The organism is Hippea sp. KM1 (assembly GCF_000526195.1).
In the GTDB taxonomy this organism is placed as follows: Bacteria; Campylobacterota_A; Desulfurellia; order Desulfurellales; family Hippeaceae; genus Hippea.
In genome coordinates, this window is sequence record NZ_JAFP01000001.1 from 537,765 (window position 1) to 562,942 (window position 25,178).

Annotated in this window: 23 protein-coding genes and 1 tRNA gene; 14 read left to right on the top strand and 10 right to left on the bottom strand. The window is 43.8% G+C overall.

Annotated features, from left to right (window positions below):
* Positions 1 to 9: 9 nt before the first annotated feature.
* The 4 genes from D891_RS0102750 to D891_RS0102765 form a co-directional block, all read right to left on the bottom strand.
* Entirely contained in the window at positions 10 to 1,278 is a 1,269-nt protein-coding gene (locus D891_RS0102750) for an NTP transferase domain-containing protein (protein WP_084042294.1), read from the bottom strand.
* The gene (locus D891_RS0102755) at positions 1,211 to 2,470 is read right to left on the bottom strand and encodes an inositol-3-phosphate synthase (protein ID WP_025209506.1); all 1,260 of its coding nucleotides are present in this window, start codon (positions 2,468 to 2,470) and stop codon (positions 1,211 to 1,213) included. The genes D891_RS0102750 and D891_RS0102755 overlap by 68 nt, the downstream gene beginning before the upstream one ends.
* 123 nt (positions 2,471 to 2,593) lie before the next feature.
* The gene (locus D891_RS0102760; protein WP_025209507.1) at positions 2,594 to 6,025 is read right to left on the bottom strand and encodes an EAL domain-containing protein; all 3,432 of its coding nucleotides are present in this window, start codon (positions 6,023 to 6,025) and stop codon (positions 2,594 to 2,596) included.
* Positions 6,022 to 7,566: a methyl-accepting chemotaxis protein gene (locus tag D891_RS0102765; protein ID WP_198014774.1), complete on the bottom strand. Its 1,545-nt coding sequence runs from the start codon at positions 7,564 to 7,566 to the stop codon at positions 6,022 to 6,024. The genes D891_RS0102760 and D891_RS0102765 overlap by 4 nt, the downstream gene beginning before the upstream one ends.
* Before the next feature lie 337 nt (positions 7,567 to 7,903).
* Between D891_RS0102765 and D891_RS0102770 the strand changes: the two genes are divergently transcribed.
* The 8 genes from D891_RS0102770 (at position 7,904) to D891_RS0102805 (ending at position 13,135) form a co-directional block, all read left to right on the top strand.
* Positions 7,904 to 9,202, top strand: a complete 1,299-nt coding sequence (locus D891_RS0102770; protein ID WP_029951939.1) for a sodium:solute symporter family protein — start codon at positions 7,904 to 7,906, stop codon at positions 9,200 to 9,202.
* 79 nt (positions 9,203 to 9,281) lie between these two features.
* A tRNA-Val gene (locus tag D891_RS0102775) sits at positions 9,282 to 9,356 on the top strand.
* Between the two features lie 226 nt (positions 9,357 to 9,582).
* A complete protein-coding gene (locus D891_RS0102780; RefSeq protein ID WP_025209510.1) occupies positions 9,583 to 10,218 on the top strand; it encodes an N-glycosylase/DNA lyase in 636 nt (211 codons plus the stop codon).
* Between the two features lie 12 nt (positions 10,219 to 10,230).
* Positions 10,231 to 10,401, top strand: coding sequence for a rubredoxin (gene rd, locus D891_RS09690; RefSeq protein WP_084042295.1), 171 nt, complete (start codon positions 10,231 to 10,233; stop codon positions 10,399 to 10,401).
* A complete protein-coding gene (locus D891_RS0102790) occupies positions 10,394 to 11,578 on the top strand; it encodes an FprA family A-type flavoprotein (RefSeq protein ID WP_025209511.1) in 1,185 nt (394 codons plus the stop codon). Before rd ends, D891_RS0102790 begins: the two co-directional genes overlap by 8 nt.
* Complete coding sequence (locus tag D891_RS0102795) at positions 11,575 to 12,225, top strand: peroxiredoxin (RefSeq protein ID WP_025209512.1); 651 nt, start codon at positions 11,575 to 11,577, stop codon at positions 12,223 to 12,225. The genes D891_RS0102790 and D891_RS0102795 overlap by 4 nt, the downstream gene beginning before the upstream one ends.
* 1 nt (position 12,226) lies before the next feature.
* Positions 12,227 to 12,730: a ferritin gene (locus D891_RS0102800; protein WP_025209513.1), complete on the top strand. Its 504-nt coding sequence runs from the start codon at positions 12,227 to 12,229 to the stop codon at positions 12,728 to 12,730.
* 21 nt (positions 12,731 to 12,751) lie between these two features.
* Positions 12,752 to 13,135, top strand: coding sequence for a desulfoferrodoxin (locus D891_RS0102805; RefSeq protein ID WP_025209514.1), 384 nt, complete (start codon positions 12,752 to 12,754; stop codon positions 13,133 to 13,135).
* A gap of 67 nt (positions 13,136 to 13,202) precedes the next feature.
* Here D891_RS0102805 and D891_RS0102810 read toward each other — a convergent pair whose 3' ends face one another.
* The 4 genes from D891_RS0102810 to D891_RS0102825 all read right to left on the bottom strand — a co-directional run bounded on the left by D891_RS0102810 (position 13,203) and on the right by D891_RS0102825 (position 16,427).
* Positions 13,203 to 13,514, bottom strand: coding sequence for a flagellar basal body protein (locus tag D891_RS0102810; protein ID WP_025209515.1), 312 nt, complete (start codon positions 13,512 to 13,514; stop codon positions 13,203 to 13,205).
* 68 nt (positions 13,515 to 13,582) lie between these two features.
* The gene (locus D891_RS0102815) at positions 13,583 to 14,377 is read right to left on the bottom strand and encodes a sulfide-dependent adenosine diphosphate thiazole synthase (protein WP_025209516.1); all 795 of its coding nucleotides are present in this window, start codon (positions 14,375 to 14,377) and stop codon (positions 13,583 to 13,585) included.
* 12 nt (positions 14,378 to 14,389) lie between these two features.
* On the bottom strand, positions 14,390 to 15,931 hold the full coding sequence (locus tag D891_RS0102820) for an ArnT family glycosyltransferase (protein ID WP_025209517.1): 1,542 nt from the start codon (positions 15,929 to 15,931) through the stop codon (positions 14,390 to 14,392).
* Positions 15,918 to 16,427: a shikimate kinase gene (locus D891_RS0102825; RefSeq protein ID WP_025209518.1), complete on the bottom strand. Its 510-nt coding sequence runs from the start codon at positions 16,425 to 16,427 to the stop codon at positions 15,918 to 15,920. Before D891_RS0102825 ends, D891_RS0102820 begins: the two co-directional genes overlap by 14 nt.
* A 70-nt stretch (positions 16,428 to 16,497) precedes the next feature.
* On the opposite strand from D891_RS0102825, the gene D891_RS0102830 reads away from it, so the two are divergent.
* From D891_RS0102830 to D891_RS0102840, 3 genes are read left to right on the top strand one after another with little or no spacing between them, the layout of a single operon-like run.
* Positions 16,498 to 17,049, top strand: coding sequence for an HD domain-containing protein (locus tag D891_RS0102830; protein WP_025209519.1), 552 nt, complete (start codon positions 16,498 to 16,500; stop codon positions 17,047 to 17,049).
* Between the two features lie 24 nt (positions 17,050 to 17,073).
* Entirely contained in the window at positions 17,074 to 17,637 is a 564-nt protein-coding gene (gene efp / locus D891_RS0102835; RefSeq protein WP_025209520.1) for an elongation factor P, read from the top strand.
* Positions 17,637 to 18,764 (top strand): MFS transporter, encoded by a 1,128-nt coding sequence (locus D891_RS0102840; RefSeq protein ID WP_025209521.1) that lies wholly within the window; start codon positions 17,637 to 17,639, stop codon positions 18,762 to 18,764. Before efp ends, D891_RS0102840 begins: the two co-directional genes overlap by 1 nt.
* A 5-nt stretch (positions 18,765 to 18,769) precedes the next feature.
* On the opposite strand, the gene D891_RS0102845 is transcribed toward D891_RS0102840, so the two are convergent.
* Positions 18,770 to 20,065, bottom strand: a complete 1,296-nt coding sequence (locus D891_RS0102845) for an ammonium transporter (RefSeq protein WP_025209522.1) — start codon at positions 20,063 to 20,065, stop codon at positions 18,770 to 18,772.
* A 10-nt stretch (positions 20,066 to 20,075) separates the two neighbouring features.
* Complete coding sequence (locus D891_RS0102850) at positions 20,076 to 20,414, bottom strand: P-II family nitrogen regulator (RefSeq protein ID WP_025209523.1); 339 nt, start codon at positions 20,412 to 20,414, stop codon at positions 20,076 to 20,078.
* A gap of 207 nt (positions 20,415 to 20,621) precedes the next feature.
* Here D891_RS0102850 and hisS point away from each other — a divergent pair, with 207 nt between their 5' ends.
* The 3 genes from hisS to D891_RS0102865 all read left to right on the top strand — a co-directional run bounded on the left by hisS (position 20,622) and on the right by D891_RS0102865 (position 25,087).
* On the top strand, positions 20,622 to 21,854 hold the full coding sequence (gene hisS, locus D891_RS0102855) for a histidine--tRNA ligase (RefSeq protein ID WP_025209524.1): 1,233 nt from the start codon (positions 20,622 to 20,624) through the stop codon (positions 21,852 to 21,854).
* Positions 21,845 to 23,632 carry an aspartate--tRNA ligase gene (gene aspS, locus D891_RS0102860; protein ID WP_025209525.1) on the top strand — a complete coding sequence of 596 codons (1,788 nt, stop codon included), beginning with the start codon at positions 21,845 to 21,847 and terminating at the stop codon, positions 23,630 to 23,632. The genes hisS and aspS overlap by 10 nt, the downstream gene beginning before the upstream one ends.
* 102 nt (positions 23,633 to 23,734) lie before the next feature.
* Positions 23,735 to 25,087, top strand: coding sequence for a TrpB-like pyridoxal phosphate-dependent enzyme (locus D891_RS0102865; RefSeq protein WP_025209526.1), 1,353 nt, complete (start codon positions 23,735 to 23,737; stop codon positions 25,085 to 25,087).
* The last annotated feature ends 91 nt before the right edge of the window (positions 25,088 to 25,178 follow it).

The following is a 25,178-nucleotide window of genomic DNA, read 5'->3' on the forward strand; positions in this document are numbered from 1 at the left end:
TTGTCAATGTCAAAGGGCAAAATTTTGTTTGGTTGTCTTCTCTTTTTTTGCAAAGGATAACAGATTGAAAAATACCCCTATGTGCGAAACAATACCGATAAAAAGCATCGTATGGAGCATGTAAATGGGCCTTATAAGCGATAGAATGCCTCCAATCATTACAAGCAGCAGTCTGACATCCCGTGTTATGAACCTTGGCCTGCAGCCTGTCAGATGGGATGTATAGCTGATTAATATAGTCCCTGCAAGGGTCAAAAGCAGGGCGATTTTTGCCTCTAATAGGCCGGAAAACGGCATGAAAGAGCAGAAGAATATCAGGCTATCTGAATACCTATCCAGCGTTGAATCCAAAACGCCTCCAAGCCTGCTTTTTGTATGGGTTATGCGGGCTATCTCACCATCGCATCCATCTAATGATGAGATTAGTTGCGTTAGGATGCCGCCCAAGAAGAAGTGTCCATAGGCCATAAGAATAGAAGGTATTATGCCCATTACGCTTAAGATAAGGGTTAAGGTATTGGGTTTTATGCGACCTATTAGGAGGGGTGTTATGAGGGTTGAGATTTTTCTGTTTATGTATTTGGATACAGGGCCGTCTGTCGGTTTTGATAGGTTGTTTCTTATGAATCTCTCTGCCTTTGTTAGCTCGCTTTGCGTATCTATGTCTATCCAGTATCCCTCTATTAATTGATATGTCAGTTTTTTCTCCTTTGCCATTGCTCCAAAGACATCCGACAGCTTTACGATCTCCCTTTCTTTGGATAGTTTTTCTATGTATGGGAATATATCCTTGTTGCAGAAGAACATGCCTGTATCAAAATAGTCGTAATCCTTTAATGTTTTGCCTATGTCTGTAATATAGATGCCTTCTGTTTTAACCTTTGTTGCTTCGTCCCGATCATCACAGAATCGGCTTACAAACGCCTTATTGGGCGAATCTAATCTTAGATTTGAGATAAAATCATCACTGAAATAGTGGTCGGCCATGGTTAATATAAAATTGTCCTTTATGAGTCCTTCTGAAAACAGCAGGCTGTATCCGTTCTCCCTTTCTGGCCGACTGTTGAATGCCAGCTGAATCCTGGGGAAGCGCTCCTTTATGTGGTCTGCCAATGCCTTGTTTGAATAGACGACGATTATGTTCTCCTCACCAACGATCTCCCTTAGCTTTATGATGTTGTGGTCTATTAAGGGTAAGCCGAAGAGGGGCTTAAGCGGTTTTGGCAAAGCCCCTCCCATCCTGCTTCCAAACCCTGCTGCCAATATTACTGCCTGCATCGCTTCTGCTCCTTAGGCTATCAAACCACTCCTTAAGGAGTATGAACTGCTCATGCGTGTTGTATATGTTGGTATCCATTGGGCTTTTGAAGAAGAAGGCAAGCTCCTTTATTACGCCGGCCTGCTGTTTTTTCTTTGCATAGAGGGCAAACCTTGCAAGATCAAGAACCAACGGTGCTGCCAATATGGCGTCTATACCGTCCCAGATGAAGTAGAATTTCATCTTTTTGCCTAAGAAGCCCTCATAGTGGACAAAATCAAATGCCGTCTTGTTGTCCTGAAGCGGAGGGAAGTAATTTATCTCTGTGATTGTATACGGTGAATACCCCAACACCTTCTCCAATACGCCGTCCTTTGATATGATCTTGCTTTCCTTGTTTTCAGTATGGTTTAAAACCACACCGTCTAAATCCCCTAAGATGTTGTATCCCATCCAGCCCAATACCTTCAGGTTTCTATAGCTAAACAGCGGCACTATGGTCGTTTTGGCCAATGTTTCACCTGTTTTACCGTCGTTGCCTGCATGTGGGGTATTGGTTTTTTGTGCTAACTCCTTTAGGGCTGGAATGGATGAGCCTGTGCTTGGTGTAAAGTTTACATAGGGTATGTTGTTTTTTAATGCTGCGTATGCATAGAGCATACTGGCTGAGGCAAACTCCTTCTTGTTTTCCTTTATCATCTTCTCAAAGCCGTATAGGCTTCCGTGGTATTCCTCGTTGTATTTTATTACAGGCTCGGTTGAAGCCACATTTATCGCAACGGTCTCATCATCCGCAAAATCCGTGATGTCTGCCTCTATCTTTTCAGAGATCTCCTTAAGCGTTAATCCGCTATCCTCAAGCGCCTCAACCCTGCCCAATTCCCTTATGGCGTTTCCACAGTTTAGTGCCGTTCCTTTCTTGGGCTTTATTTTGCTTGTCTGGTCTTTTGTCTCTTCCAATATATCTTTATCAAAGTGTTGGTTTAAAACCCAGTGGTGCAGTGCGGTTTCGTATACGCTTTTGTCTGTTTCCCTTATCTCTACCCCGCCGAATTCAAACTCAAACGGCACTGTCTCGCTTAACTCTTCCTTGAAGTGGCTCAACTCACTAACCAGTCCCACCTTTGGCGCCTTTCCCTTCTCTATGGCCTTTGCCCCGACTATGGCTGTTGTGGAAACGATACCGTGGAGTCCGAAAATCCATACTTTCATTCTGCCACCTCCTTAAACATTGTTTTTTAAAAGAAAAAACAATGAAGAATTAAGGAAATTAGCAGAACAAAAGTATGTATAGGCTCAATATAAATTTATCTAAACGGCCGAAAAAGTCAAGTTCTATGCTATCCTTCTAAACTCCTCTTCCGGCATGGGCCTGAAGAAGAAATACCCCTGGAAGTAATCGCACCCCATGTCTTTAAGTATGTCAAACTGCTCCTTCTTTTCTATTCCTTCTGCTATGGTTTTTATGCCGAGTTTTTTGCTTAAGAATATTATGGACTCAACGATGTTTCTTGTGTGTTTTGAATGTGTTATCTCTTTTGTAAACGATATGTCTATCTTTAGGCTTTCTATCTTTAGTCTGGAAAGATAGGATAGCGATGAATATCCGGTGCCGAAATCATCAATCGAAAACGAAACACCGATAGTTTTGAGTCGTTCTATGAGGTTGTTTAAATGGGTAAAGTTTTCTATAAATGCCCTTTCGACAATCTCAAGCTTTAGCAGTGATGGTTTTATGCCGTATCTGTCTATCCTTGAGGATATTTCGCCATAGAGGTTTTCTTTATTTAGACTCTTTGTTGATAGATTTACAGATATGGGTATGTTTATGCGGTGGTTTTTGATGATTTTTATAACCTCTTCGACCACCTGCATCTCAACCGCCTTTATCAGATCGGTCTGTTCTAAATAAGGTATAAACTCCATAGGTGGTATGAGTTTAGAATCATTTTTCCATCTAAGGAGCGATTCTGCACCGCATATCTTTTCTTTGCTATCCACATAGGGTTGGAAGAACGGCGTGAATTCGTTTCTCTCTAATGCCAAATGGAGTTGCGATTTTAATTTCAATATGCGTGTGGCTGTGGTTTCAAAGTCCTTCCTAAAAAACCCTAATTGGTTTTCACCTTTGATTTTGGCATCGGCAAGGGCTATTTGGGCCTTATCGAGCAGGTCTTTGGCCTCATTGCCATCTTTTGGAAACAGGCTGATGCCTATGTTAAAGGATAGGTGTATGGTTTTGTTTTCTATATTATACGGTTCTTTTAGGTTGTTCATTATCCTCGCCAATGCGGTTGCCACATTTTCCTCAAATTTTAAGTCCTTTAGAATAACCCCAAATCTCTCTGATTCCAACTTGGCGGCTATATCGTATTTGTAAACGCTCTCTTTTAGCCTCTTTCCGATGGCTTTTAATACCTCATTGCCCGTCTCAAACCCGAAGGCTTCGTTTATACTCTTAAACGAAATGGGGTTTATTATGGCAACAGCCCCCACCAGCTTCTCTGCTTTTGCCCTTACTATAAATCGCTCTAAGGATTCCATAAATGTATTGTAATTGGGCAGTGATGTTAGCCTGTCGTAATGTATGATATGGTTTAACTCTTGCATCAGTTGCTCTTCGTTTGTTAGCTGCTTGCCTGCCGCTATGAAGTATTCTATACGGCCGTTTACCTTATAAGGCACAATGGTATTGATAAAGTCAATTACCGTTCCATCCTTCTTTCTGTGCGATAATACACCGGAGAACGGTTTACCCTTCGATAGGCTTTCGTAAAACCTCTTTGTGTATTCTCTGTCGTCATTTTTGGTTGAAAATATGGAGTGGTGTTGACCTATGAGCTCTTCCTTTGTGTATCCACTTAGGTTTTCGGCCGTTTTGTTGGAATAGATTATGTTAAAATTCTTATCCAGAACCACGATAAAGTCGAATCCCCAATCCAGGGCAGTTAGGATCATCTTATGAAACATCTCCTCATGCAGCTTGCTGAGCGTTGATGAAAGCTGTTGTTTGATAATCTCTAACAATTTATACGATTTCTTGTCAAAGAACCCTATCCTTTTTGATATTAACACCACCACAAATTTTTCGTTGTTTTTTGTTATGATAGGTATTGCGCAACATGAGCCGATCTCCTTTTTGTTGGCCATATCGTTTATCGATTTGACTTTAAACGACTTCATGTTGCTTTGGATGTATACCCTGTTATACTTTATGGCCTTTAGGGCAGGTATGTGCGCTATGTCTTTGTTTTTTAGTTGTTTTAGGGTTTCTGATAGTGTTTGTGGTATATTTTTGTATCTTGAATCTTTGGCGTATATATGCCTTATGTTCATTTTGCAGTCGGCTATGAAGGCAACCTCAAAATCCCCTATATCGGCAAGTATCTTTATGGACTGTTTTAAGAACTCCTCCTGGTTTTTGAGGTTTAGTGAGAGCTTGGTTAAATGATACAAAACACCGTATAGCTTAACCTCTATCTTTAGCGTTTTCTTAAGGGACACCTCTTTTGTTATATCCCTTGCCAGGCTTACAAACTTAAAGGGTCTGTTGTTTTTAAAGATGGGAAGTATTGTTTCATCTAAATAAAAAACACTGCCACTCTTTGTCTTGTTGGGTAATACACCCCTCCATATTTTCCCTGAGTTTATTGTTTTCCACAGGTTTTTGTAAAAATCTACATCCCTTTTGTTTGATTTGAATATAGATACGCTCTTGCCTATTAACTCCTCCTTGGAATACCCTGATATTGCCTCAACAGCCTCGTTTACCCTTAAGATCCTGCCGTTTCTATCGGCGACCAGAAACCAGTTGGGCGATGCCTCTATGGCCCTGTTTAGAAGCACGGATTCGTTTTTTAGGTCGATGTTTGATATTGAAAATGATAGTGTTTCCTTTAACTCCTCCAACAGCCTTAAATGGCTTTCATCGAACGAACCCTTAAACCTACTCATTACAAGCAGGATGTATTCCGATATGGAGTTTTTAAGGATCGGTATGGCATATAGGGGGTGTATGTTGCAATCCCTCAATATGCCATCAGGATCGTTTAGATGGGCATCCCTTAAAACATCTGGCACCAATACAGAAACCCGGTTTTTGGCAATTTCTGATATGAAGAAGGGGTTTTTATTGATGAATAAGTCGATCAGGTGGTCTAATTGTGCGCTTTGTCTAATTTTGGCTGTAGAAGCAGACAGGCCGCCGCTTTCTGTTTTTAAAAGCAGGCAGCCCTCAAAACCTATCTCATCCACGACGATGGAGCAGACCTTCTTTAGAAGGCTATCTTCGTCTGTTTCTTTAAGGACAACCGATTCTATACGGCTTAAGGCTTCAAATAGGGCTTGATAGGTTTTCTCTTTTGTTCTGTCTATTAGTATTGCTAATCCTGACGGTTTACCCTCATAGGTTATGCTGTATGTGAAGCTGTCTATCCAGACAAAGGCGTTCTTGTTGTTTTTTACAGCGATCTCCCTGTATTCCTTTAGGGATCCCAACCCGTTTATTCTGGGTGTTGTCGATGTTCTGCCCTTTACAGCCTCGATTATCTCTTCTTTGTGGGAATGGATGAAATCAAGGAAGCTTTTTCCTATAAAATCATTCCCGTTCTCAAAACCAAATATCCTGGCTGCCACATCGTTGGCAAAGACCACCCTTCCGCCTTCCTGGTATATGAAGACACCAACAATACCGGTTGTTTTAAATATGTCGAATATAGGCGATTCCGATACCATTTTAGCTTTGGATTTTTCTATTTTACCCATCATACCTTAAATATCTCAACCAGCTCCTTAACCTTATCAGACATATCCTTTACTTCCTCTGAGATTCTGGCTATATCCTCAACCGCTTTGGCATTTTCTTGAGCCGCCTCAACCACCTCTTTTACCTGTGCATCGATTTCGGCAACCGTCGCAGAGAGTTGTTCTGTTGCGGCGGATGTGGTGTTGAGCTCATCGATTACGCTGTTGGCCTTCTCAACCACGCTCTCCACATGGAGCTTGTCTGTTTCTGCCCTTTTTTCCTCTTCCAGTATCATCTCGCTTGCCGTGTTTGTCTTCTCTATGGCCAATTTTGTGTCATTCTGCATTTTTATTATCATTTCCTTTATCTCGTTTGTTGCCCTCTGGGTCTTTTCAGCAAGCTTTCTGACCTCATCGGCAACAACGGCAAAGCCTCTTCCTGCCTCACCAGCCCTTGCCGCCTCAATGGCAGCATTCAATGCAAGCAGGTTGGTCTGGTCTGCTATCTCGTTTATGACATTGACGATCTGGCCTATCTGTTTTGAGGATTCACCAACAGCGTTTATCTGCTCAATTGCCTGTTTAGCCAGTGCTGCGTTTTCCTTCATCCTTTTGACCCTTTCCTCGATGTCCTTAAGCATCTGGTTGTTAACCTCACCCACATCCTGGGCGAGTATGTTAACATTTTCTGCTGCTTTTGCAACATTGTGTATGGCCTCAACCGTGTCTTTAACGGCACTGGCCATCTCTTCCATATTTCGTGTGGTTTCCTCTGTCGATGCGGATATCTGGGTTGCACTCGATGCCAATGTTGTTGATTGATTGCTTAACTCCTCGGCGTTTCTTCTGAGCTGAATAACTATGTTCCTCATGCTGTCTATTACCCTGTTTATGCCGCTTTTTAGTATGCCTATCTCGTTGCCTGTTATGATGTCAAACCTCTTGGTTAAATCCCCTTCTGCCAGATACTCCGTCTTCTTTACGGCATTGAGCAGTGGCGTAATTATATAGGCGCTGGTTATGAAATAAAGCACGATCATCAAGGCGATGAGTATGATTTGAGAGACAGACGCTATTACTGTTGCATTTATGCTGTTGGTTTTGATTTTTCTTGCCATGTCGTTTACGGTTTTCTTTTGATAGATCACGATTTCATCCATGGTTTTGTTTATGTTTTCTATGGTTCTGTCCACCTTGTCCATCAGCAGGTTTGTTTGTTGTGTATTTTGGTTGTTTATAAAACCCAAGGCCATGTTCTTGCCCGCTATGTATGTCTCTTTGAGTTGGTCTTTGATCCTTAGCAAGTTTTCTTTAACCGTTAGGTCGAGGTTTTTTAAGGATAAGCTGTTTTTGATTTCCTTGTTGGCTTTGTTGAAGTAAAAACTCGCCTTCTCTAAATCTTCCTCACTCTTGGTTAATGCAGCCCGTTTGAAATAATCTGACATGTTTGATGCATCACACTTTATCTCCTCAAGGTTGGTTAGCAGGGTAAACTCCTTGGATGCTAAAAGATAGCTCCTCTTTGTGTTGTCTGTTGAGAGAATGAAATTAACCACCAGAGACACAGCTGAGATTGTAATAACAAACAATACTGAAAAAAGAAACAGTTTACGGAGAGAAATATTCTTCATTACAGCACCTCCATTCTTAAATTAGATTTTTTCTTAGATATTAACTTTTTTCATTCTGTAAACTCACACTTCATCTAATTTTTTATGTTGCAACAGAGTATAAATATTTTTTTTTTTTTCTTTTCAAGAGGTTATGTTGTGATATATATTTAATTGGTAAATTTCTATGCCTAAAAATATTTTTTGTGTTGGTATTTATATTGTAAGATAATTGTATCTTAACATTACTCTTCCTCTTTACAATGCTTTTGTCCATTTTGTAAAATAGACAATGAGGGGTGGCAATATGCAGGTTCTGTTTGTTCTTTTGCTTGTTGTTTTCAGCGGTTTTTTGCTGTTTTCCCATAGGAACATAAAGAGCGAGAGTCAGTTTACCATAGCCGGAAGGGGGTTGTCTTCAGGCGGTGTCTCCTTTGTCATTATAGGAACGCTGGTTGGCGGTGCATCGACAATAGGCACGGTTCAGCTTGCCTATACCTTCGGGCTTGCGGCCTGGATATTTACACTTTTTAGCGGTGTTGCCTGCCTGGTGTTGGGATTGTTTTTTTCTAAGCTATTGAGGAGTTCTGAGGTTGTCACGGTTTCTGAACTGATAGGCCTAAAATTTGGCAAAAGGATTCAAAAATACTCAAGCATCTTTGGTTCTGTTGGTATGTATATACACATCGTTGCCCAGTTTCTTGCCGCTATGTCTATAGTTGAAACCGTTTTCGGATTCGGTGGTATTTCGTCTATGTTGGTGGTTTTTGTGTTGATATTTGTGTTTGTCGCAAGCGGCGGTATAGTTAGTTCATCCTCTGTTGGCAAAATAAAGGTCTATCTTTTGTATGGCTTGATGGTTATGGGTGCAGCTATAGCACTTTTTAAGCAACACGGACTGTTTAGTCTTATAAACGCCGTGCCAGATATGAATATGTTGAGCCTATTCTCATACGGTAAGGCCAAGGCCTTGAAGGACATGTTCTCCATGGTTATAGGGGTTTTGTCAACCCAGACCTATCTTCAGGCCATCTTTTCTGCTAAAGACATAAAAACAGCGAGAAAGGGCGCATTCTTAAGCGCTGCGCTTATACCCCCTATAGGTCTTTTTGGTATTATAATAGGGATCTATATGCGCATACACTATCCTGAACTTGCCCAGAATACGACCCAGGTGTTTCCCTATTTTATAAAGATGTATTTCAATCCAATAATTGCCGCTATCTTTATGGCTGGCCTAACGATTATTATTGTGGGCACTGCATCGGGCCTGACTTTAGGTGTTACAACCAATCTGTATGTGGATATCTTAAAAGACGGTATATTGGCAAAATTCAGGGTATCCGAGGTGTTTAAACTTAAAACGATAGCCTTTGTTGTGCTTGCATCGTCGATGTTGATAGTTGTGTTGGGCCTGGATTCAAAGATTCTGGATTGGAGCTATATGTCTATGGGCATAAGGGGCTCTGCCGTATTTGTCCCCCTTCTTCTGATTATGTTGGTTAAGGATGAGGATTACCTAAAAAAGCTGTCCCCTGTCGTTTGGCTATCGCCTTTGGTTTATCTGCTCCTTGCCGTTTTGATGGGCTGAATAACAGTTTGGGTGATTAACAGGTGGTGTTTTTCATTGACAAATTCGGGTTTTTCTATTAACTTTTTAGGCGGTCTGTGGGCGGTTAGCTCAGCGGAAGAGCGCTTGCTTCACACGCAAGAGGTCACAGGTTCGACACCTGTACCGCCCACCATTTCTAACCATCAGCTTCTGTAAAGCCCATCTAAAACAAGCTTATAACCATCCTCCTTTGGTCTGATTTTTGTTGAATATCAAGGTAAACCGTGTTAACCTGTAAAAAAGTTAAGCATCGGATTTTTTGTGGTTAACAAAACTTCACCAGGTCTCTTTTTCTTGACTTTGTGGAATTTTTAATTATAATACTTCGCAGTTAATAAAATTTTTCCTTTGAGGTGTAAATGTTTGAAAAACTCCTTCAAATACACAACCAACTAAAGCCCCAGATAGAGAAGAAGCTTGAGGAATTCAGAGCGGTCTGGGATTCTTCAGAGGAGAGGGTTTTTGAGGAGTTGCTTTTTTGCCTTCTGACACCACAGTCGAAGGCCGAAAGGGCCTGGCAGATAATTGAAAACCTAAAAAGGGATGGCAAGCTGCTTGATTGCGATGAAGAGGAGTTAAGGGAAAGGCTTAGGGGTGTTAGGTTCAAAAACAACAAGGCAAGGTATGTAAGGATGGCTATGGATAGATTCTCAAGAAACGGCAGGGTTATATTAAAAGAGAGGCTTTCTCTGTTTAACGATCAGAAAGAGGCCCGAAAGTGGCTGGTTGACAATGTTAAGGGAATGGGGTATAAAGAATCAAGTCATTTTTTGAGGAACATAGGAAGGGGAGAGGAGCTTTCAATTCTGGATAGGCACATCTTAAGGGCGCTTGTTGATTTAGGCCTTGTAAGAGAAATTCCAAAGACAATCACACCTTCGGTTTATCTGAGGCTTGAGGAGAAGGTTAAAAAGCTATCCAGCGCCACAGCCATACCGATGGCTCATCTGGATTTTGTTCTATGGCAGATGCAGACAAATAGGATATTTAAATAGGAGGAGATGGAAGTGAAGAAGTACAGATGTATCGTGTGTGGATATATTTACGATCCACAGTTGGGTGATGAGGAGAACGATATAGAGCCCAATACACCGTTTGAGGATTTACCCGAGGATTGGACATGCCCCATATGTGGAGCATCAAAAGAAGATTTTGAGGAGGTGAAACAAGATGATTAAGAAGCTTAAGGAAGGTGTTTACAATGTCGGTGCTATCGATTGGGATAGAACCCTGTTTGATGAGATAGTGCCGACCCCGCAAGGCACAAGCTATAACGCCTATCTGGTTATAGGGAAGGACAAGACGGCGTTAATTGATACGGTTGAGCCTCAGAAATTTGATGAGTTGAAGAAGAATTTAGAGGAAATGGGTATTGAAAGGATCGATTATATAGTCTCAAACCACGCAGAACAGGACCATTCGGGCAGCATACCGATGATGTTGGATATGTATCCTGAGGCTGAGCTTATAACCAACGAGAAATGTAAGGGCTTTGAGATGGATCTGCTCCACATACCCGAGGATAAATTCACCGTTATAAAAGAGAACGACGAGATCGATTTGGGTGGCAAGACGCTTAGGTTTATCATGACTCCCTGGGTTCACTGGCCAGAGACCATGAGCACATACCTTGTTGAGGATAGGATACTCTTTAGCTGCGACTTCTTCGGCTCCCATGTGGCCACATCCTATACATTTGCAAAATATTACGATAAGGTCTATCACGAGGCCAAAAGATACTATGCAGAGATTATGATGCCGTTTAGGAACTTTATTGAGAAGAATATAAAGAAGGTTGAGGCTTTGGATATTGATATGATTGCCCCAAGCCACGGGCCGGTTTTTGATAACCCCGAATACATCATAAACGCATACAAGGAGTGGATCGACCCTGAGCCGCTTAATATGGTCTTGATAGCCTTTGTTTCTATGCATGAGAGCACCAGGAAGATGGTTGAATTCTTGGCCGATGAGCTTGAGAAGAGGGGTGTTGATGTAAAGATAAGAAACCTTACCACGGCGGATGTAGGCGAGATAGCCATGGATTTAGTTGATGTTGCAACCATTATTATAGCCACACCCACGGTGCTTGCGGGGGCTCATCCCAACGCCGTATATGGAGCGTATTTGGCCAATGTCTTAAGGCCAAAGGCCAAGTTTGCAGGTATCATAGGCTCTTTTAGCTGGGGTGGTAAGGCTGTGGATGTTATAAAATCCAACCTATCATCGTTAAAGGTGGAGCTGCTTGAGCCTGTATTGCTCAAAGGCCTGCCCAAGAAAGAGGGGTATGAGAAGCTTAAGGAGTTTGCTCAGTTGATTTATGAGAAACACAAAGAGGCGGGGTTGATTAAATGAAAAGGGCTATAGATTTCTGTCTGCCGGATCATGAGAATAACCAGCACTGCCTTGAGGATTTTAAAGGCAACTGGATTGTGCTTTACTTCTATCCAAAGGATAACACAAGCGGTTGCACCAGGGAGGCGGTTGAGTTTTCTCAGAAAAAAGAGGAATTTGAAAGGCTGGGCGCTGTCATCATAGGCATAAGCAAGGATTCACCAAAATCACATGCCAGGTTTATAGAAAAGCACAACCTGAGCATACTACTTTTGAGCGATGAGGAGCATAGGGTCTTGGAGGCATACGGCGCCTGGGGCAAGAAGAAGAATTACGGCAAGGAGTATTATGGCACAATAAGGAGCACATTCTTAATAGACCCCGACTTAAACATCGTTAAAGAGTGGAAAAATGTGAGGGTTAATGGGCATGTGGATAAAGTTTTGCAGGAACTTGAAAATCTTAAAAACCAACCTATTAATAGTGAAGAAGTGGTGAATGAGGAGACAGTGATAGAGGTTCTTAAGGATAGGCCTCTAAAGACAAAGGATATTGCCGAGATGCTCAATGCCGATAAGAAGGAAATCGAAAAGATCATAAAAAAGCTTAAGAAAGAGGGCAGGATAGAAAGCCCAAAAAGATGTTATTACCAGGCAAAGGAGGTTTAGGATGATTGCTAAAGAGATGGAAGAGGCGCTGAACAAGCAGATAAACGAGGAGTTGTATTCTGCGTATCTGTATCTGTCGATGTCTGCGTGGTTTGATTCTATTGGACTTAAGGGTTTTGCCAACTGGATGATGGTTCAGTATAAGGAAGAGACGGATCACGCCATGAGGTTGTTTAATTACCTGTCAAGGCAGGGTGCCAAGATAGAGCTTAAGGCAATTGCAGAGCCGCCAAAGGAGTGGAAATCGCCCCTTCATGCAATGGAGGAGACGCTTAAGCATGAGCAGCATATAACAAAGTGCATCAACGAGCTTGTGGATTTGGCTGAGAAGCTGAAAGATAGAGCGACCTATAACATGCTGCAGTGGTTTGTTGATGAGCAGGTCGAGGAAGAGGAGAACGACAGGGATATAATCGATAAACTCAAACTCGTTGAAGACAGCAAGCACGGCATACTGCTTGTGGATAAAGAGTTGGCTCAAAGGCAATATAAGCCTGAAATATAAAAAACAAGAGGAGGTGATGTTATGACACAGAAGTTGCAGGTATGGAAGTGCGATATTTGCGGTAATATCGTTGAGGTGATTCATGAGGGTGCGGATGCATTGGTATGTTGCGGTCAACCCATGAAGCTTTTAGAGGAACAGACAGCAGATTCATCCACAGAGAAGCATGTGCCCTTCATAGCAAGAGAGGGTAATGCCTATGTGGTTAAGGTGGGTGAGAATCAGGCACATCCAATGGAGGAGAAGCACTATATAGAGTGGATTGAGCTCATTGTTGACGGTGTTGTTTACAGGAAATTCTTAAGTCCTGGTGATGCACCCGAGGCAAGGTTTGAGGTGCCTGAAGGGAAAGAGGTTTCAGCAAGGGAGCTTTGCAATATCCACGGCCTGTGGGCAAAAAAGTAAATCAAACAAAAAAGGGGAGCCTCTGAAGACTCCCCTTTTTTAAAAAAATCCCAAAGCCAACAAGCTGTTAGGCTTTGATGTCGATTAGACTCCCTATCATTTCGTTTTGCGCCCTTAACACATTGACATTGGCCTTGTTTTGGGCCTGGTTGTTTATCTGGTTAACCGTCTGGTCAACGAGGCTTACATTGTTGCCGTTTCTATTGGGGGCTGCTTTGGATAGGGTGGTTTTGGCCTCAACCCCACCGCCTCCTGCTTCCTCATTTATGACATTGATCTGTTTGTAGTTCTTGGTGTTTATATTGGCCACATTGTTAGCCGTTACATCCTGTCTGTAAAAGGCATTTTTAATACCGCTTACAGATGTGTTTATATTCATAAGCTCCCCCTTTCTCTTTTCTTTACATTAAACTTAACACTTTTTTGCAGAAATTCAATGGGGGCTCTCTATTTTTTTAGGTTTTCTATGATCAACTGTGCGGCCTTTTTGCCTGAGTTGAGCATTCCTCCAAAAACAGGCCCCATCCTGTGAGAGCCACTAACGGCAACCGCAGCCATACCGGCCACTATTAGACCGGGATAGACCTCCTGGGTTTCCTCTATTGTTGACTGCTCACCAACCTCAGCCCACATGGGCTTCTCGCCAACCACAACACCCTGAGGTGTGTTGAGTTTTATACCCCCTTTGCGTGTTAGGATGCTGGCTATCTCTGCATCGTGCCCTGTTGCATCGACAACATACTTGCTTGTTATAACCAGTGGATCCACCAGAAGATGGGCCATATTGACGGTTGTCCATCCGACCACAAGACCGTTGACCCTGTATTGACCGTCTATCTTCTTAAAGACAACATCCTCAACCTCTATGGCGTTGAATATCTTTGCACCCGCCTTAACGGCCTTTGATATGAGTGTTGTTGTGGCCTCTATGGAGTCTGCGGTGTAATAGCCGTCTGTATATTTCTCATAGTTGATGCCAAACTCCTCTAATATCTCCCTTCCTATATCCTGCACGACTATCTCGTTAAAGAGCATTGCGCCGCCCCACATGCCGCCACCGATGGTTAGCCTTTTGTCGAATATGGCCACCTTTACATTGGCCTTTGCTAAATAGTATGCACAAACCAATCCAGCTGGTCCGCCGCCGACAATGGCTGCATCGCACTCCAGGTAATCGATCAGCTTGTTCATATACCTTTCGACAATGGCTTTTGATATGATTTTCTCATCTAAGTTATTCATCAAACTCACCTCCTAATTTTTTCCTACATAGTATATGTGGTCGGGCAGTTCAACCTTTGTTATGAGCTTCTTTATGAGGTTTTTGTTTCTTGTTATAATTACGCCTTTCCTCTTTCTGTTTATTGGATGCATCTGCATCTTTAAGCCCCTCTCAAGATAGAAAAACAGCCTCAAATTTCCACCATCAGTCATAACATACTTTGGTCGTTCTTGCAAAACAATTTTTGCCAGATCGCCCCCGATCTTTCTGTAATTGGTATAGTATGAGTAAAGATAGCCCTTATAGGTTGCATCGAAGAGGAACTTTAGCGAAACAGAGAGTATTACAAGCCCCAAAAGCAGGCCAAAAGGTTGAGTTAGCTCCTTTTTTAATATAAATATGCCTGTTGCTGCGGTTATGATACCCAACAAACATCCCAAATAGGACGGGTTTTTGACAAACTCTGCACAGAAGACAAAGCCGACCAGGAACAGAAACACCTCAAAAATCAAAAACCAGCTTATGATTTTTTTAAAATTAAGCGTCTCTGTGTATTCCAGCTCATAGTAGAGTATACCCAAAACTATGGCGATCACGGCAAAAAGAACCAGGGCGTATCGGCTTCTGCCATCGGGCAGTATGGCATACACCAAAAAATTGGGTATGAAGGCGGCCAGGAAGAAGTCGAACAACCTCTTTATTTGCGGCTCGCTTTTTAGGAGTTCCTTAAATCCATCCCTGATGGATCTGTCTATAAAGAGCAATAGGGTTAATGAGAATGGCAGGTAATGAATAAAGAAGTTTAAGGGGAAGAATAGAAAGTGTCCAACGGCATCGCCTATCCTTTCTATGCTCAACACCCTGCTGCCCGATGCCTGTATGATAAACCCTAAAGCATAGTTGAATCGGTGTATGTCCCCCTTTGATACAAGGGCAAGCCAGCCTGTGAATAGGCCAACAATGAAAAAACCACCCAGGATTGTGTTTTCTGATAGTATGAGTTTCTTGTTTTTCCTTATGATGGCAAAACTTAAAAGCGTAAAATAGAAGTAATGCAGAGCAGGCAAGCCTTTGGTGAGCAGGGCCAATGCAGTAATAACGCTGCCCAAAAATATCCTCTCATAGAATATGCATACCATTGATGCAAACAGTAAAAAGGAGAAGAACATATCCGTCTCTGCAAGCATACCGTAATGAAAATAGGCTATGTATGACAAACCGAAGGAGAATGCCCCGAACAGTCCTGCCTCAAGCCCCAGTGTGTCCTTAAGCAGAAGCAGTATCAACAGAAGTATGCCAAACATCGACAAAACGGACACAGCCCTTGCTGAGAACTCATTTTCTCCAAAGAGTTTAAAAAACATCGCTATAACTATATTGTGCAGAGGGGGTTTTCTAAAGTAATCCCTGCCAAGCACATGGGGTGTTATATAGTCGTGGGTATAGTTCATCTCAAGGGCTATGATGGCTCTTCTTGGCTCTTCATGTTGAAAATACATCTTGCCCAAATTGAAGAACGCTGCAAATAGGTATATGGAAAAAAGCAGGATAAGGAGCGGTTTAGATACCCTCATCTAAGATCTCTTTTAGTTTTTCTGCTGCTATTGTGGCGTTTTCGAAGTGGTTTTCGAACACGATGTCTGCGTATCTCTCATACAGGGCTGTCCTTTCCTCATACATCTGGTATATTGTTTGATCCTTTGGTTTTGCAAGCCCCCTTAGGCTGTAATCGCCGAGTCTTTTCTTTATCTGATCAAAGTCCACCTTTATATAGACAATCAGGCTTATGCCTTTTAGGTATTCCATGGCTTTTTTTGAATATACAACGCTACCGCCTGTGGCTATGATGCTGTTTTTCACATTTAGGGAGAGTATCGTTTCCTCCTCTATCTGCCTCAGCTTCAGGTATCCCTCACCATCCACTATCTGCTGCAGGGTCTTCTTTGTGTTGTTTTGTATGAGTATGTCTGTGTCTGTGAAATCAAGCCCCATCATTTTGGCCAGGATTACGCCTATGCTGCTTTTGCCCGAGGAGGGCATGCCGATTAAAGAGACATTCATGCGCCCCATTTTAACCTTTTTCTTGAAAAATGGCAAAATTCATATAAACTAAAAGGCGGTAATTTTTGGGAGGTGGCTTATGACCTATGAAGAGGCAAAAAAGCTTCTTGAGACATACACAAAGAGCGAAAGCTTGTTGAAGCATGCAGCCTGCGTTGAGGCGGCTATGCGGTGCTATGCTAAAAAGTTTAAAGAAGATGAAGAGAAGTGGGCTATTGTTGGTCTGTTGCACGATTTTGACTATGAGAAATACCCCGATGAGCATCCCTACAGGGGCGCTGAGATATTAAAGGAAAAGGGGCTTGATGAGGATATGATAGAGGCCATCTTAGGCCATGCGAACTATACGGGCGTTGAGAGAAAGACATTAATGGCAAAGACGCTGTTTGCCGTGGATGAGTTGAGCGGATTCCTCTATGCCTATGCCCTGGTAAGACCCACCAGAAATCTAAAGGATGTAAAGCTAAAATCGGTTAAGAAGAAGCTGAAGGATAAGGCGTTTGCCAGGGGTGTAAACAGGGAGGATATAGAACTTGGGGCAAAAGAGCTCGGTGTTGATTTGGGTGAGCACATACTCTTTGTGGCTGAGTGTTTGCAGAATAACGCAAAAGCAATAGGACTTGAGGAATAGAAAGGAGAGAAAGCCATGGCCGATATGATTGCAACCAACGAATTTAAAAGGGGCGTTAAGCTCGAGATAGAAGGTGAGCCTTACGAAATTGTCGATTATGAGCATGTAAAACCCGGCAAGGGCCAGGCCTTCGTCAGGGTAAAGTTGAAGAACCTAAAGACCGGTAATGTGGTTGAAAAGACCTATAAATCCGGCACCAAGCTTCAGAGGGCCGAGGTGGAAGAGCGGATGATGCAGTATCTATACAAGGACAACGACGGCTATCAGTTCATGGATTTGAATACCTATGATCAATACTCCATTCCAGAGGATGTTATGGGCGATGCGGCCAAGTTTATCCAGGAGAATAAAGAGGTTACGGTAATGCTCTATAACGGCGTGCCCATAGGTGTGTCGCTGCCCAACTTCGTTGAGCTTAAGATAGTTGAGACAGAGCCCGGTTTTAAGGGTGATACGGCAGCAACAGGCACAAAGCCTGCAACCTTGGAAACCGGTGCCGTTGTTCAGGTGCCGTTTTTCTTAAAAGAAGGCGATATTATAAAGATAGACACACGAACGGGCGAGTATGTAGAGCGCGTCAACAAATAATGAGGGCTTTAGTCAATCCCTTTGCTTTGCTGTTTTCCATTGCGCTTGCCCATTTTGTCAACGATTGGTATTCGCTTCTAATTGCGCCGGCCATTCCTTTAATTAAAAACTCATACGGCATAAATTACCTGCAATCGGGCATGCTGCTGAGTGTGCCCTATTTTTTATCTGCTGTTTTGCAGGCTCCGATTGCCCATTTCTCTGAGAATCATGCAAAAAGGAGAATGGTTCTTATAGGCGGCTTTTTGATTCTTTCTTTGTCGTATCTTCTGTTCTATCTGTCCAACTCCTATTATTCGGCGCTTTTTGCCACGATCCTGATAGGCGTTGGGCTTGGAACATACCATCCCCAGGGGATGGGGATTCTAAGCAGCGTTTTTAAGGAGAAGAAGGGTATGGCCATTGGCCTGAACGGTGTTGGCGGGGCTTTGGGCTATTTCTTTGCCCCCATCTCCATGGGTTATCTGTTATCCCTATACGGCACAAAGGCCTTCTTGATTGTGGCCATACCGGGTTTTGTTATAGCCTTTATACTCTTTGTCTTTGTCAGGATAGAGGAGCAGCCCATAAAGACATCGTTCAAAAGCACCATAACAAAAGACCTGCTTATGCTCGGCCTTGTTGCAATCGTTATACCGTTTTTCTCAAGGGGTATATCCTCCTTTCTGCCTGCCTATTTTTACGCCAACGGTTCAAATATATTGGATGCCAACCTGAAGGCCTCTGTTATGTTGCTTGCAGGTCTTGTGGCTCAGCCGTTGGGCGGTGCAATATCGGATAAGATAGGGAGAAGGCAGACCATCTCCATAAGCTATTTTATGATGGGTGTCTTTCTGGCCTTGTTTATATCAAAGCCCAGCCTGATTTTCCTCTTCTTTATGGGCTTTTTTATGTCGCTTTCCATTCCTGTAAGACACGCCTTTGCTGCCGAGGTTGGCGGTAAGAAGGTTAATTCGAATATTGCTGTTGTTTTCGGGATGGTGATGATAGGCTCATCCATTGCACCCAGCGTGGTCGGGGCATTGGCGGATCATTTCGGTTTCAGGGTTGCCTTTGGCTTCAATGTGGCGATTGCAATAGCAGGAAGCCTGCTTGTATGGGCAATTAAGCCGCACAAGCAGGCCTGATTCCTTTAAAGTTCAAATCCCTTCTCTGTGTGTATGGCTATATCCAGACCCCTGATCTCATCCTCCTCATCGACCCTTAGGCCACCGGTTAGGATAGATGTTATCTTTACAGAGATAAATGTGCCTGCTGCCACAAAGGCTATTGTTGCTATAACGCCTATAAGCTGCACGATGATCTGATGGCTTCCACCGTAAATCAAGCCCCTTGCAAAATTAACCTTCGGGTCGGCAAACAACCCTATGGCTATCATGCCCCAGATGCCGTTTAGTCCATGGACACCAAAGACATCCAATGAATCATCATAACCCAGTCTGTATTTTAGATAGCCCGTTGCAACCCAGCTGATTAGGCCTGCTATAAATCCTATCACGATGGCGCCTGCATTGTTGACAAAGCCGGCTGCGGGTGTGATAGCCACTAATCCTGCAACGGCTCCTGAGACAAAACCCAGGATCGTTGGGTGTTTATGTACAGACCAGTCCATTATCATCCATGCTATTGCGCCCATTGCCCCTGCCGTGTTTGTTGTTAGGAATGCGTTGGATGCCAGTGCGCCTGAAGAGATGGCGCTTCCTGCGTTAAATCCAAACCACCCAAACCACAACATAGCCGCACCGAATGCCGTAAGGGCTATGGATGAGGGCGGCATGGCTATTTTTTTAAAACCCCTCCTTGTGCCTATCATGAGGGCAAACACCAATCCGGCAATACCAGAACAGGTTTCAACCACAAGACCGCCGGCAAAGTCGGCTATACCCATTTTGGCAAGCCAGCCACCGCCCCAGACCCAGTGGGCAAGGGGTGTGTATACAATGGTTGACCAGATTATGCTGAATACCACCCAGGAGCTGAATTTGACCCTCTCAACAATAGAGCCGCTTATGAGTGCTGTGGTAATGGCCGCAAATGTCAGCTGAAAGGCGGCAAATGCAAACACAGAGACATGTGTCGGCTTAAAAACCGTGTTTATGTCTGTATTTAGAAGGAAATACTTAAGGTTGCCGATTATGCCGTTTATATCTGCTCCAAAGGCCAAACTGAACTGAAATATGACCCATAAAACACTAACTATTCCATAGCTTACAAACGACATGCCCATGGTGTTTAGTATGTTTTTGCTTCGTGCCATGCCGCCATAGAACAGCGCAAGACCGGCCGGGGTCATCATCATTACCAGCGCTGCAGATATCAAAACCCATGCCGTATCGCCTGAGTCGATGTGCGGTGTGGCCGCTTTTGCTATAGACGGTATGGCAAGCAGAAGTAAACCCAATAGCGTTGTCCTTTTGAACAATCCCATATCAACCTCCTTAAATAGCATCTTTGTCAACCTCGCCCGTTCTGACCCTTATGGCCTTCTCAACGGGTATAATGAATATTTTTCCATCCCCCACCTTGTTTGTTTTCGCACTCGATAAGATAGCCTCAACAGCTTCTTGAGCTACTTCATCTGAAACCACCACCTCTATCTTTACCTTTGGCAGGAAATCCACGATGTACTCTGCGCCACGGTAAATCTCGGTATGTCCCTTCTGTCTTCCAAACCCCTTTACCTCCGATACGGTCATGCCCTTTATGCCTATGTTCATCAGGGCTTCTTTAACCGCATCTAACTTAAACGGTTTAATAATGGCCTCGATCTTCTTCATACAACCACCCCCTTCATCGAAATCACCGATTATTAGCATTTGTTGTTCCAATGTTGTTTTTATAAGGATTTTTAGGAAAAATATGTAAAATGTAAACGGTTTTTATTAACAAAAATGTCAGTTAGGATACAAAATTGTCTCATATCATTTAAGTCTTGACAAAACAGGCAATCATGTGGATACTCGTTGTGTTTTGGAGGTAGGCAGATGGAGGTCTTAAGGGGCTTTAAGGATATTTTACCACAGGATATAAAGAAATGGCAAAGGCTTGAAAGGATTGCAAGACAGACGCTTGAATCGTTTGGGTATAAGGAGATCCGAACGCCCATACTGGAAAAGACCGCCCTGTTTGCCCGTGGCGTAGGCGAGGCGACGGATATAGTTGAGAAAGAGATGTATACCTTTTTGGATAAGGGCGGTGAGTCGGTTACACTTAGGCCCGAGGGCACAGCCGGCACGGTAAGGGCGTTTATCGACAACCACTTAGAGAACTATCCGTTTAAGAAGTATTACTATATCGGGCCTATGTTTAGATATGAGAGGCCTCAGAAGGGCAGGCTGAGGCAGTTTCATCAGATAGGCATAGAGGTATTTGGTATAGACAACCCGGCTGTGGATGCTGAGGTGGTCTTGGTTGATAAGATTATGCTTGATAGGCTCAATATAAGCGATTTGAGGATAGAGATAAACAACATAGGCTGCCCGGAATGCAGGCCTGAATACTCAAGAAGGCTTAAGGAGTATTTTCAATCGCATAGGGATAGCTTGTGCGATGATTGCAAAAGGAGGCTTCAGAGGAACCCTTTGAGGATTCTTGATTGCAAGAACAAGACCTGCTCACAAATTGCCAATGATGCGCCAAAGATTACGGATTTTGTGTGCGACAGCTGCAAGGATCACTATAATAAGGTTAAGGACAATCTTTCAGCGTTGGGCATAGAGTTTGAGGAAAACCCACGCTTGGTAAGGGGGCTTGATTACTATACCAAATTTGTCTTTGAGATAATCACAGACAGGCTTGGAGCCCAGGGGACGGTTTCTGCCGGTGGAAGATATGACAACCTCGTTGAGCAGTTGGGTGGAAAACCCACAAGCGGTATAGGCTTTGCCTCGGGTTGCGAGAGGCTTATAAGCTTGATGGATGAGGAAGAGGCACAAAGCATCGATTACTATATAGCCAGCCTGGATGAGGATATCTATGCCATGGACATAGCAAGGGGGCTCTCTTTGACCGGCAGGGGTGTGTATGTGGAATATGAGAAAAGAAGCTTAAAGTCGATGTTAAAGAAGGCCGACAAGATGAATGCCCGCTTTGTTGTTATAGTTGGAGAGAATGAGAAGAATAAGGGCGTCGTTGTTGTCAGGGATATGGCCGATTCGACACAAGAGGAGAAACAGGTAAATAAATTTATAGAGGATGAGGTGGCAAGATGGCGATAGGCTCACTGAAGAGAACCCACTATTGCGGCGATGTTAGAGCAGACGATATAGACAAAGAGGTTGTGCTTTTTGGCTGGGTTCAAAACTGGAGGGATCACGGCGGTGTTATCTTTATAGACTTAAAGGACAGGGAGGGTATAGTCCAGATAGTCTTTGACCCTTCCGTTAATGAGAGGATACACCAGGAGGCCTCAAAGCTCAGGAGTCAATACTGCATAGGCGTTAAGGGCAGGGTTAGGCATAGACCTGAGGGCACGGTAAACCCCAACCTTAAGACCGGCGAGGTTGAGGTTGTGGCAGATACACTAAAGGTTTTCTCAGAGTGTGAGAATCTGCCGTTCCCCGTTGAGGAGTATGTGCATGTAAATGAGGAGGTAAGGCTTAAGTATAGATATTTGGATTTGAGAAAGCCCCACATGCAGAGAAACCTCATCATGCGCTCAAAGGCAGCATTTGCCGCAAGGAACTATCTGCATTCGCAGGGATTTATCGAGATAGAAACGCCGGTTTTGACAAAATCGACACCTGAGGGGGCAAGGGATTTCCTTGTTCCAAGCAGGCTCTCACCGGGCAAGTTCTATGCACTGCCCCAGTCTCCGCAGCTGTTTAAGCAGTTGCTCATGGTGGCAGGCTATGATAGGTATTATCAGATAACCAAGTGTTTCAGGGATGAGGATCTTAGAGCAGACAGGCAGCCTGAGTTTACCCAGATCGACCTTGAGATGAGCTTTGTTGAGGAGGACGATGTAATAGAGATAACCGAGGGTATACTTGCAAGCATATTTAAAGAGGTGGCAGGCATTGACATAAATCCCCCGTTTGAGAGGATTTCGTATCAGGAGGCCATGGATAGGTTTGGCTCAGACAAACCGGATATGAGGTTTGGCCTTGAGCTGAAAAAACTGACAGACATAGTTGAGCATACCAACTTCAAGGTGTTCAGGGATGTGGTTGAAAAGGGCGGCATTGTTTACGGTTTAAATGCCAAGGGGTGTATAGATTTTTCCAGGAAAGAGATAGATGATCTGACCAAGCTTGTTGCCGTCTATGGTGCCAAGGGGCTTGCCTGGATAAAGGTTAAGGCAAACTATGAGCTTCAATCGCCCATCGTTAAGTTCTTCTCCAAAGAGGAGATAGACGGCATCCTAAAGAGGCTTGAGGCAGAACCGGGCGATCTGTTGTTCTTCATGGCCGATACACCAAAGGTCGTTTATGATTCCCTGGGTGCCTTGAGGCTCGAGATAGGAAGGAAGTTGAATCTTGCCAGCGATGATGAGTTCAACTTTGTCTGGGTTGTGGACTTCCCATTATTTGAGTGGAACGAGGATGAAAACAGATGGGAGGCTATGCACCATCCGTTTACCTCACCCAAGCCGGAGGATTTGGAGTATTTGGAAAGCGATCCTTCAAGGGTTAAGGCCAGGGCATACGATATAACCCTAAACGGTGTTGAGATAGGCGGCGGCAGTATCAGGATCCACAGAAGCGATGTTCAGAAGAGGATGTTTAAGGCGTTGGGTATATCGGATGAAGAGGCCCAGATTAAGTTTGGCTTTTTAATTGAGGCTCTAAAATACGGTGCACCACCGCACGGCGGATTGGCTTTGGGCTTTGATAGGATCATGACCTTGATACTTAAGGAGAAGTCGATCAGGGATGTTATAGCCTTCCCCAAGACCCAGAAGGGTGTTTGTATGCTTACGGATGCCCCCAGTGAGGTGGACCAAAAGCAACTCAACGAGCTTTCAATAAGGGTTAGAAAGCCCCAGAAAGACTAAAAACCGGGCGGTGTGGCCGCCTTCCTTCCTTTTTTATTTAAATTAAGCCTGTTTTTTGTTATACTCCCACTTTGAGAATAAAGTGTGTGTAAGGAGAAAGCCATGGAGAGGAAGGTGCTTTTAAAAGAGGACGAAATGCCGAGGTACTGGTATAATATCCTGCCGGATATGCCCACACCCGTCAAACCACCGATAAATCCCAAAACGATGAAACCCATAAACCCCGACGATCTTAAGGCTATTTTCCCCTCTGAGATTATAGAGCAGGAGATGAGCAATCAAAGGGAGATACCCATACCGCAGGAGGTGTTGGATATTTATGCCATTTGGAGACCGACGCCTTTGGTTAGGGCTTACAACCTCGAGAAGGCCTTAGGGACGCCTGCTAAGATTTACTATAAGAACGAGTCGGTATCCCCTGCAGGAAGCCACAAACCCAATACGGCTATAGCACAGGCCTATTACAATAAAAAGGAGGGCATAACGACCCTAACAACGGAGACAGGCGCAGGTCAGTGGGGTTCTGCCTTGGCCTTAGCCGGTGCCTTGTTGGGGTTAAATGTCAGGGTCTATATGGTTAAGGTCAGCTATGAGCAGAAACCCTTTAGGCGATCAATGATTCATCTATGGGGTGCTGAGGTCTATCCATCGCCGAGCAACAAGACCGAAGCGGGCAGGAGGGCGTTGGAAGAAGACCCTGATAATCCCGGGAGTCTGGGTCTTGCCATCAGCGAGGCGGTTGAGGATGCAGCAACGCACGATAACACCAATTATGCACTGGGCAGCGTTTTGAATCATGTTCTGCTCCATCAAACGATAATAGGCCTTGAGGCGCAGAAGCAGTTTGAAAAGATAGGCGATTACCCGGATGTTATATTTGCACCCTGTGGCGGTGGCAGCAATTTAGGCGGCGTGGGCTTGCCGTTTATCAGGGATAAGATAAACGGCAAGGATGTCAGGGTTGTAGCGGTTGAACCTGCAAGCTGCCCAACGCTAACCAAGGGTATATTCACATACGATTATGCGGATGTGGCCAGGATGACACCGCTGCTTTACATGTATACATTGGGCCATAGGTTTATGCCACCCAGCATCCATGCAGGCGGTTTGAGGTATCACGGTGATTCGCCCATTTTGAGTCAGCTAAGGAAGGATGGGCTGTTGGATGCTGTTGCTTATAATCAGACGGAGGTGTTTGAGGCCGGCGCCTTGTTTGCAAAGACGGAGGGTATAGTCCCTGCGCCTGAGACATGCCATGCCATAAAGGGTGCGATAGATGAGGCCTTAAAAGCCAAGGAAGAAGGTAAAGAAAAAACCATATTGATAAACTTCTCAGGCCACGGACACTTTGATATGACATCATACGACAGGTTCTTATCCGGTGAGATGAAGGATTATGAATACCCTGAGGAGGAGGTTAAGAAGGCATTGGATTATCTGCCCAGGATCGACTAAAACCGTTTACAACGGTTTGACTTTTAGCTTAACGGCTGTATAATGTTCTGGGTTTTGAGTAAAACATAGGGAATTAATTATGGCGGAGGTT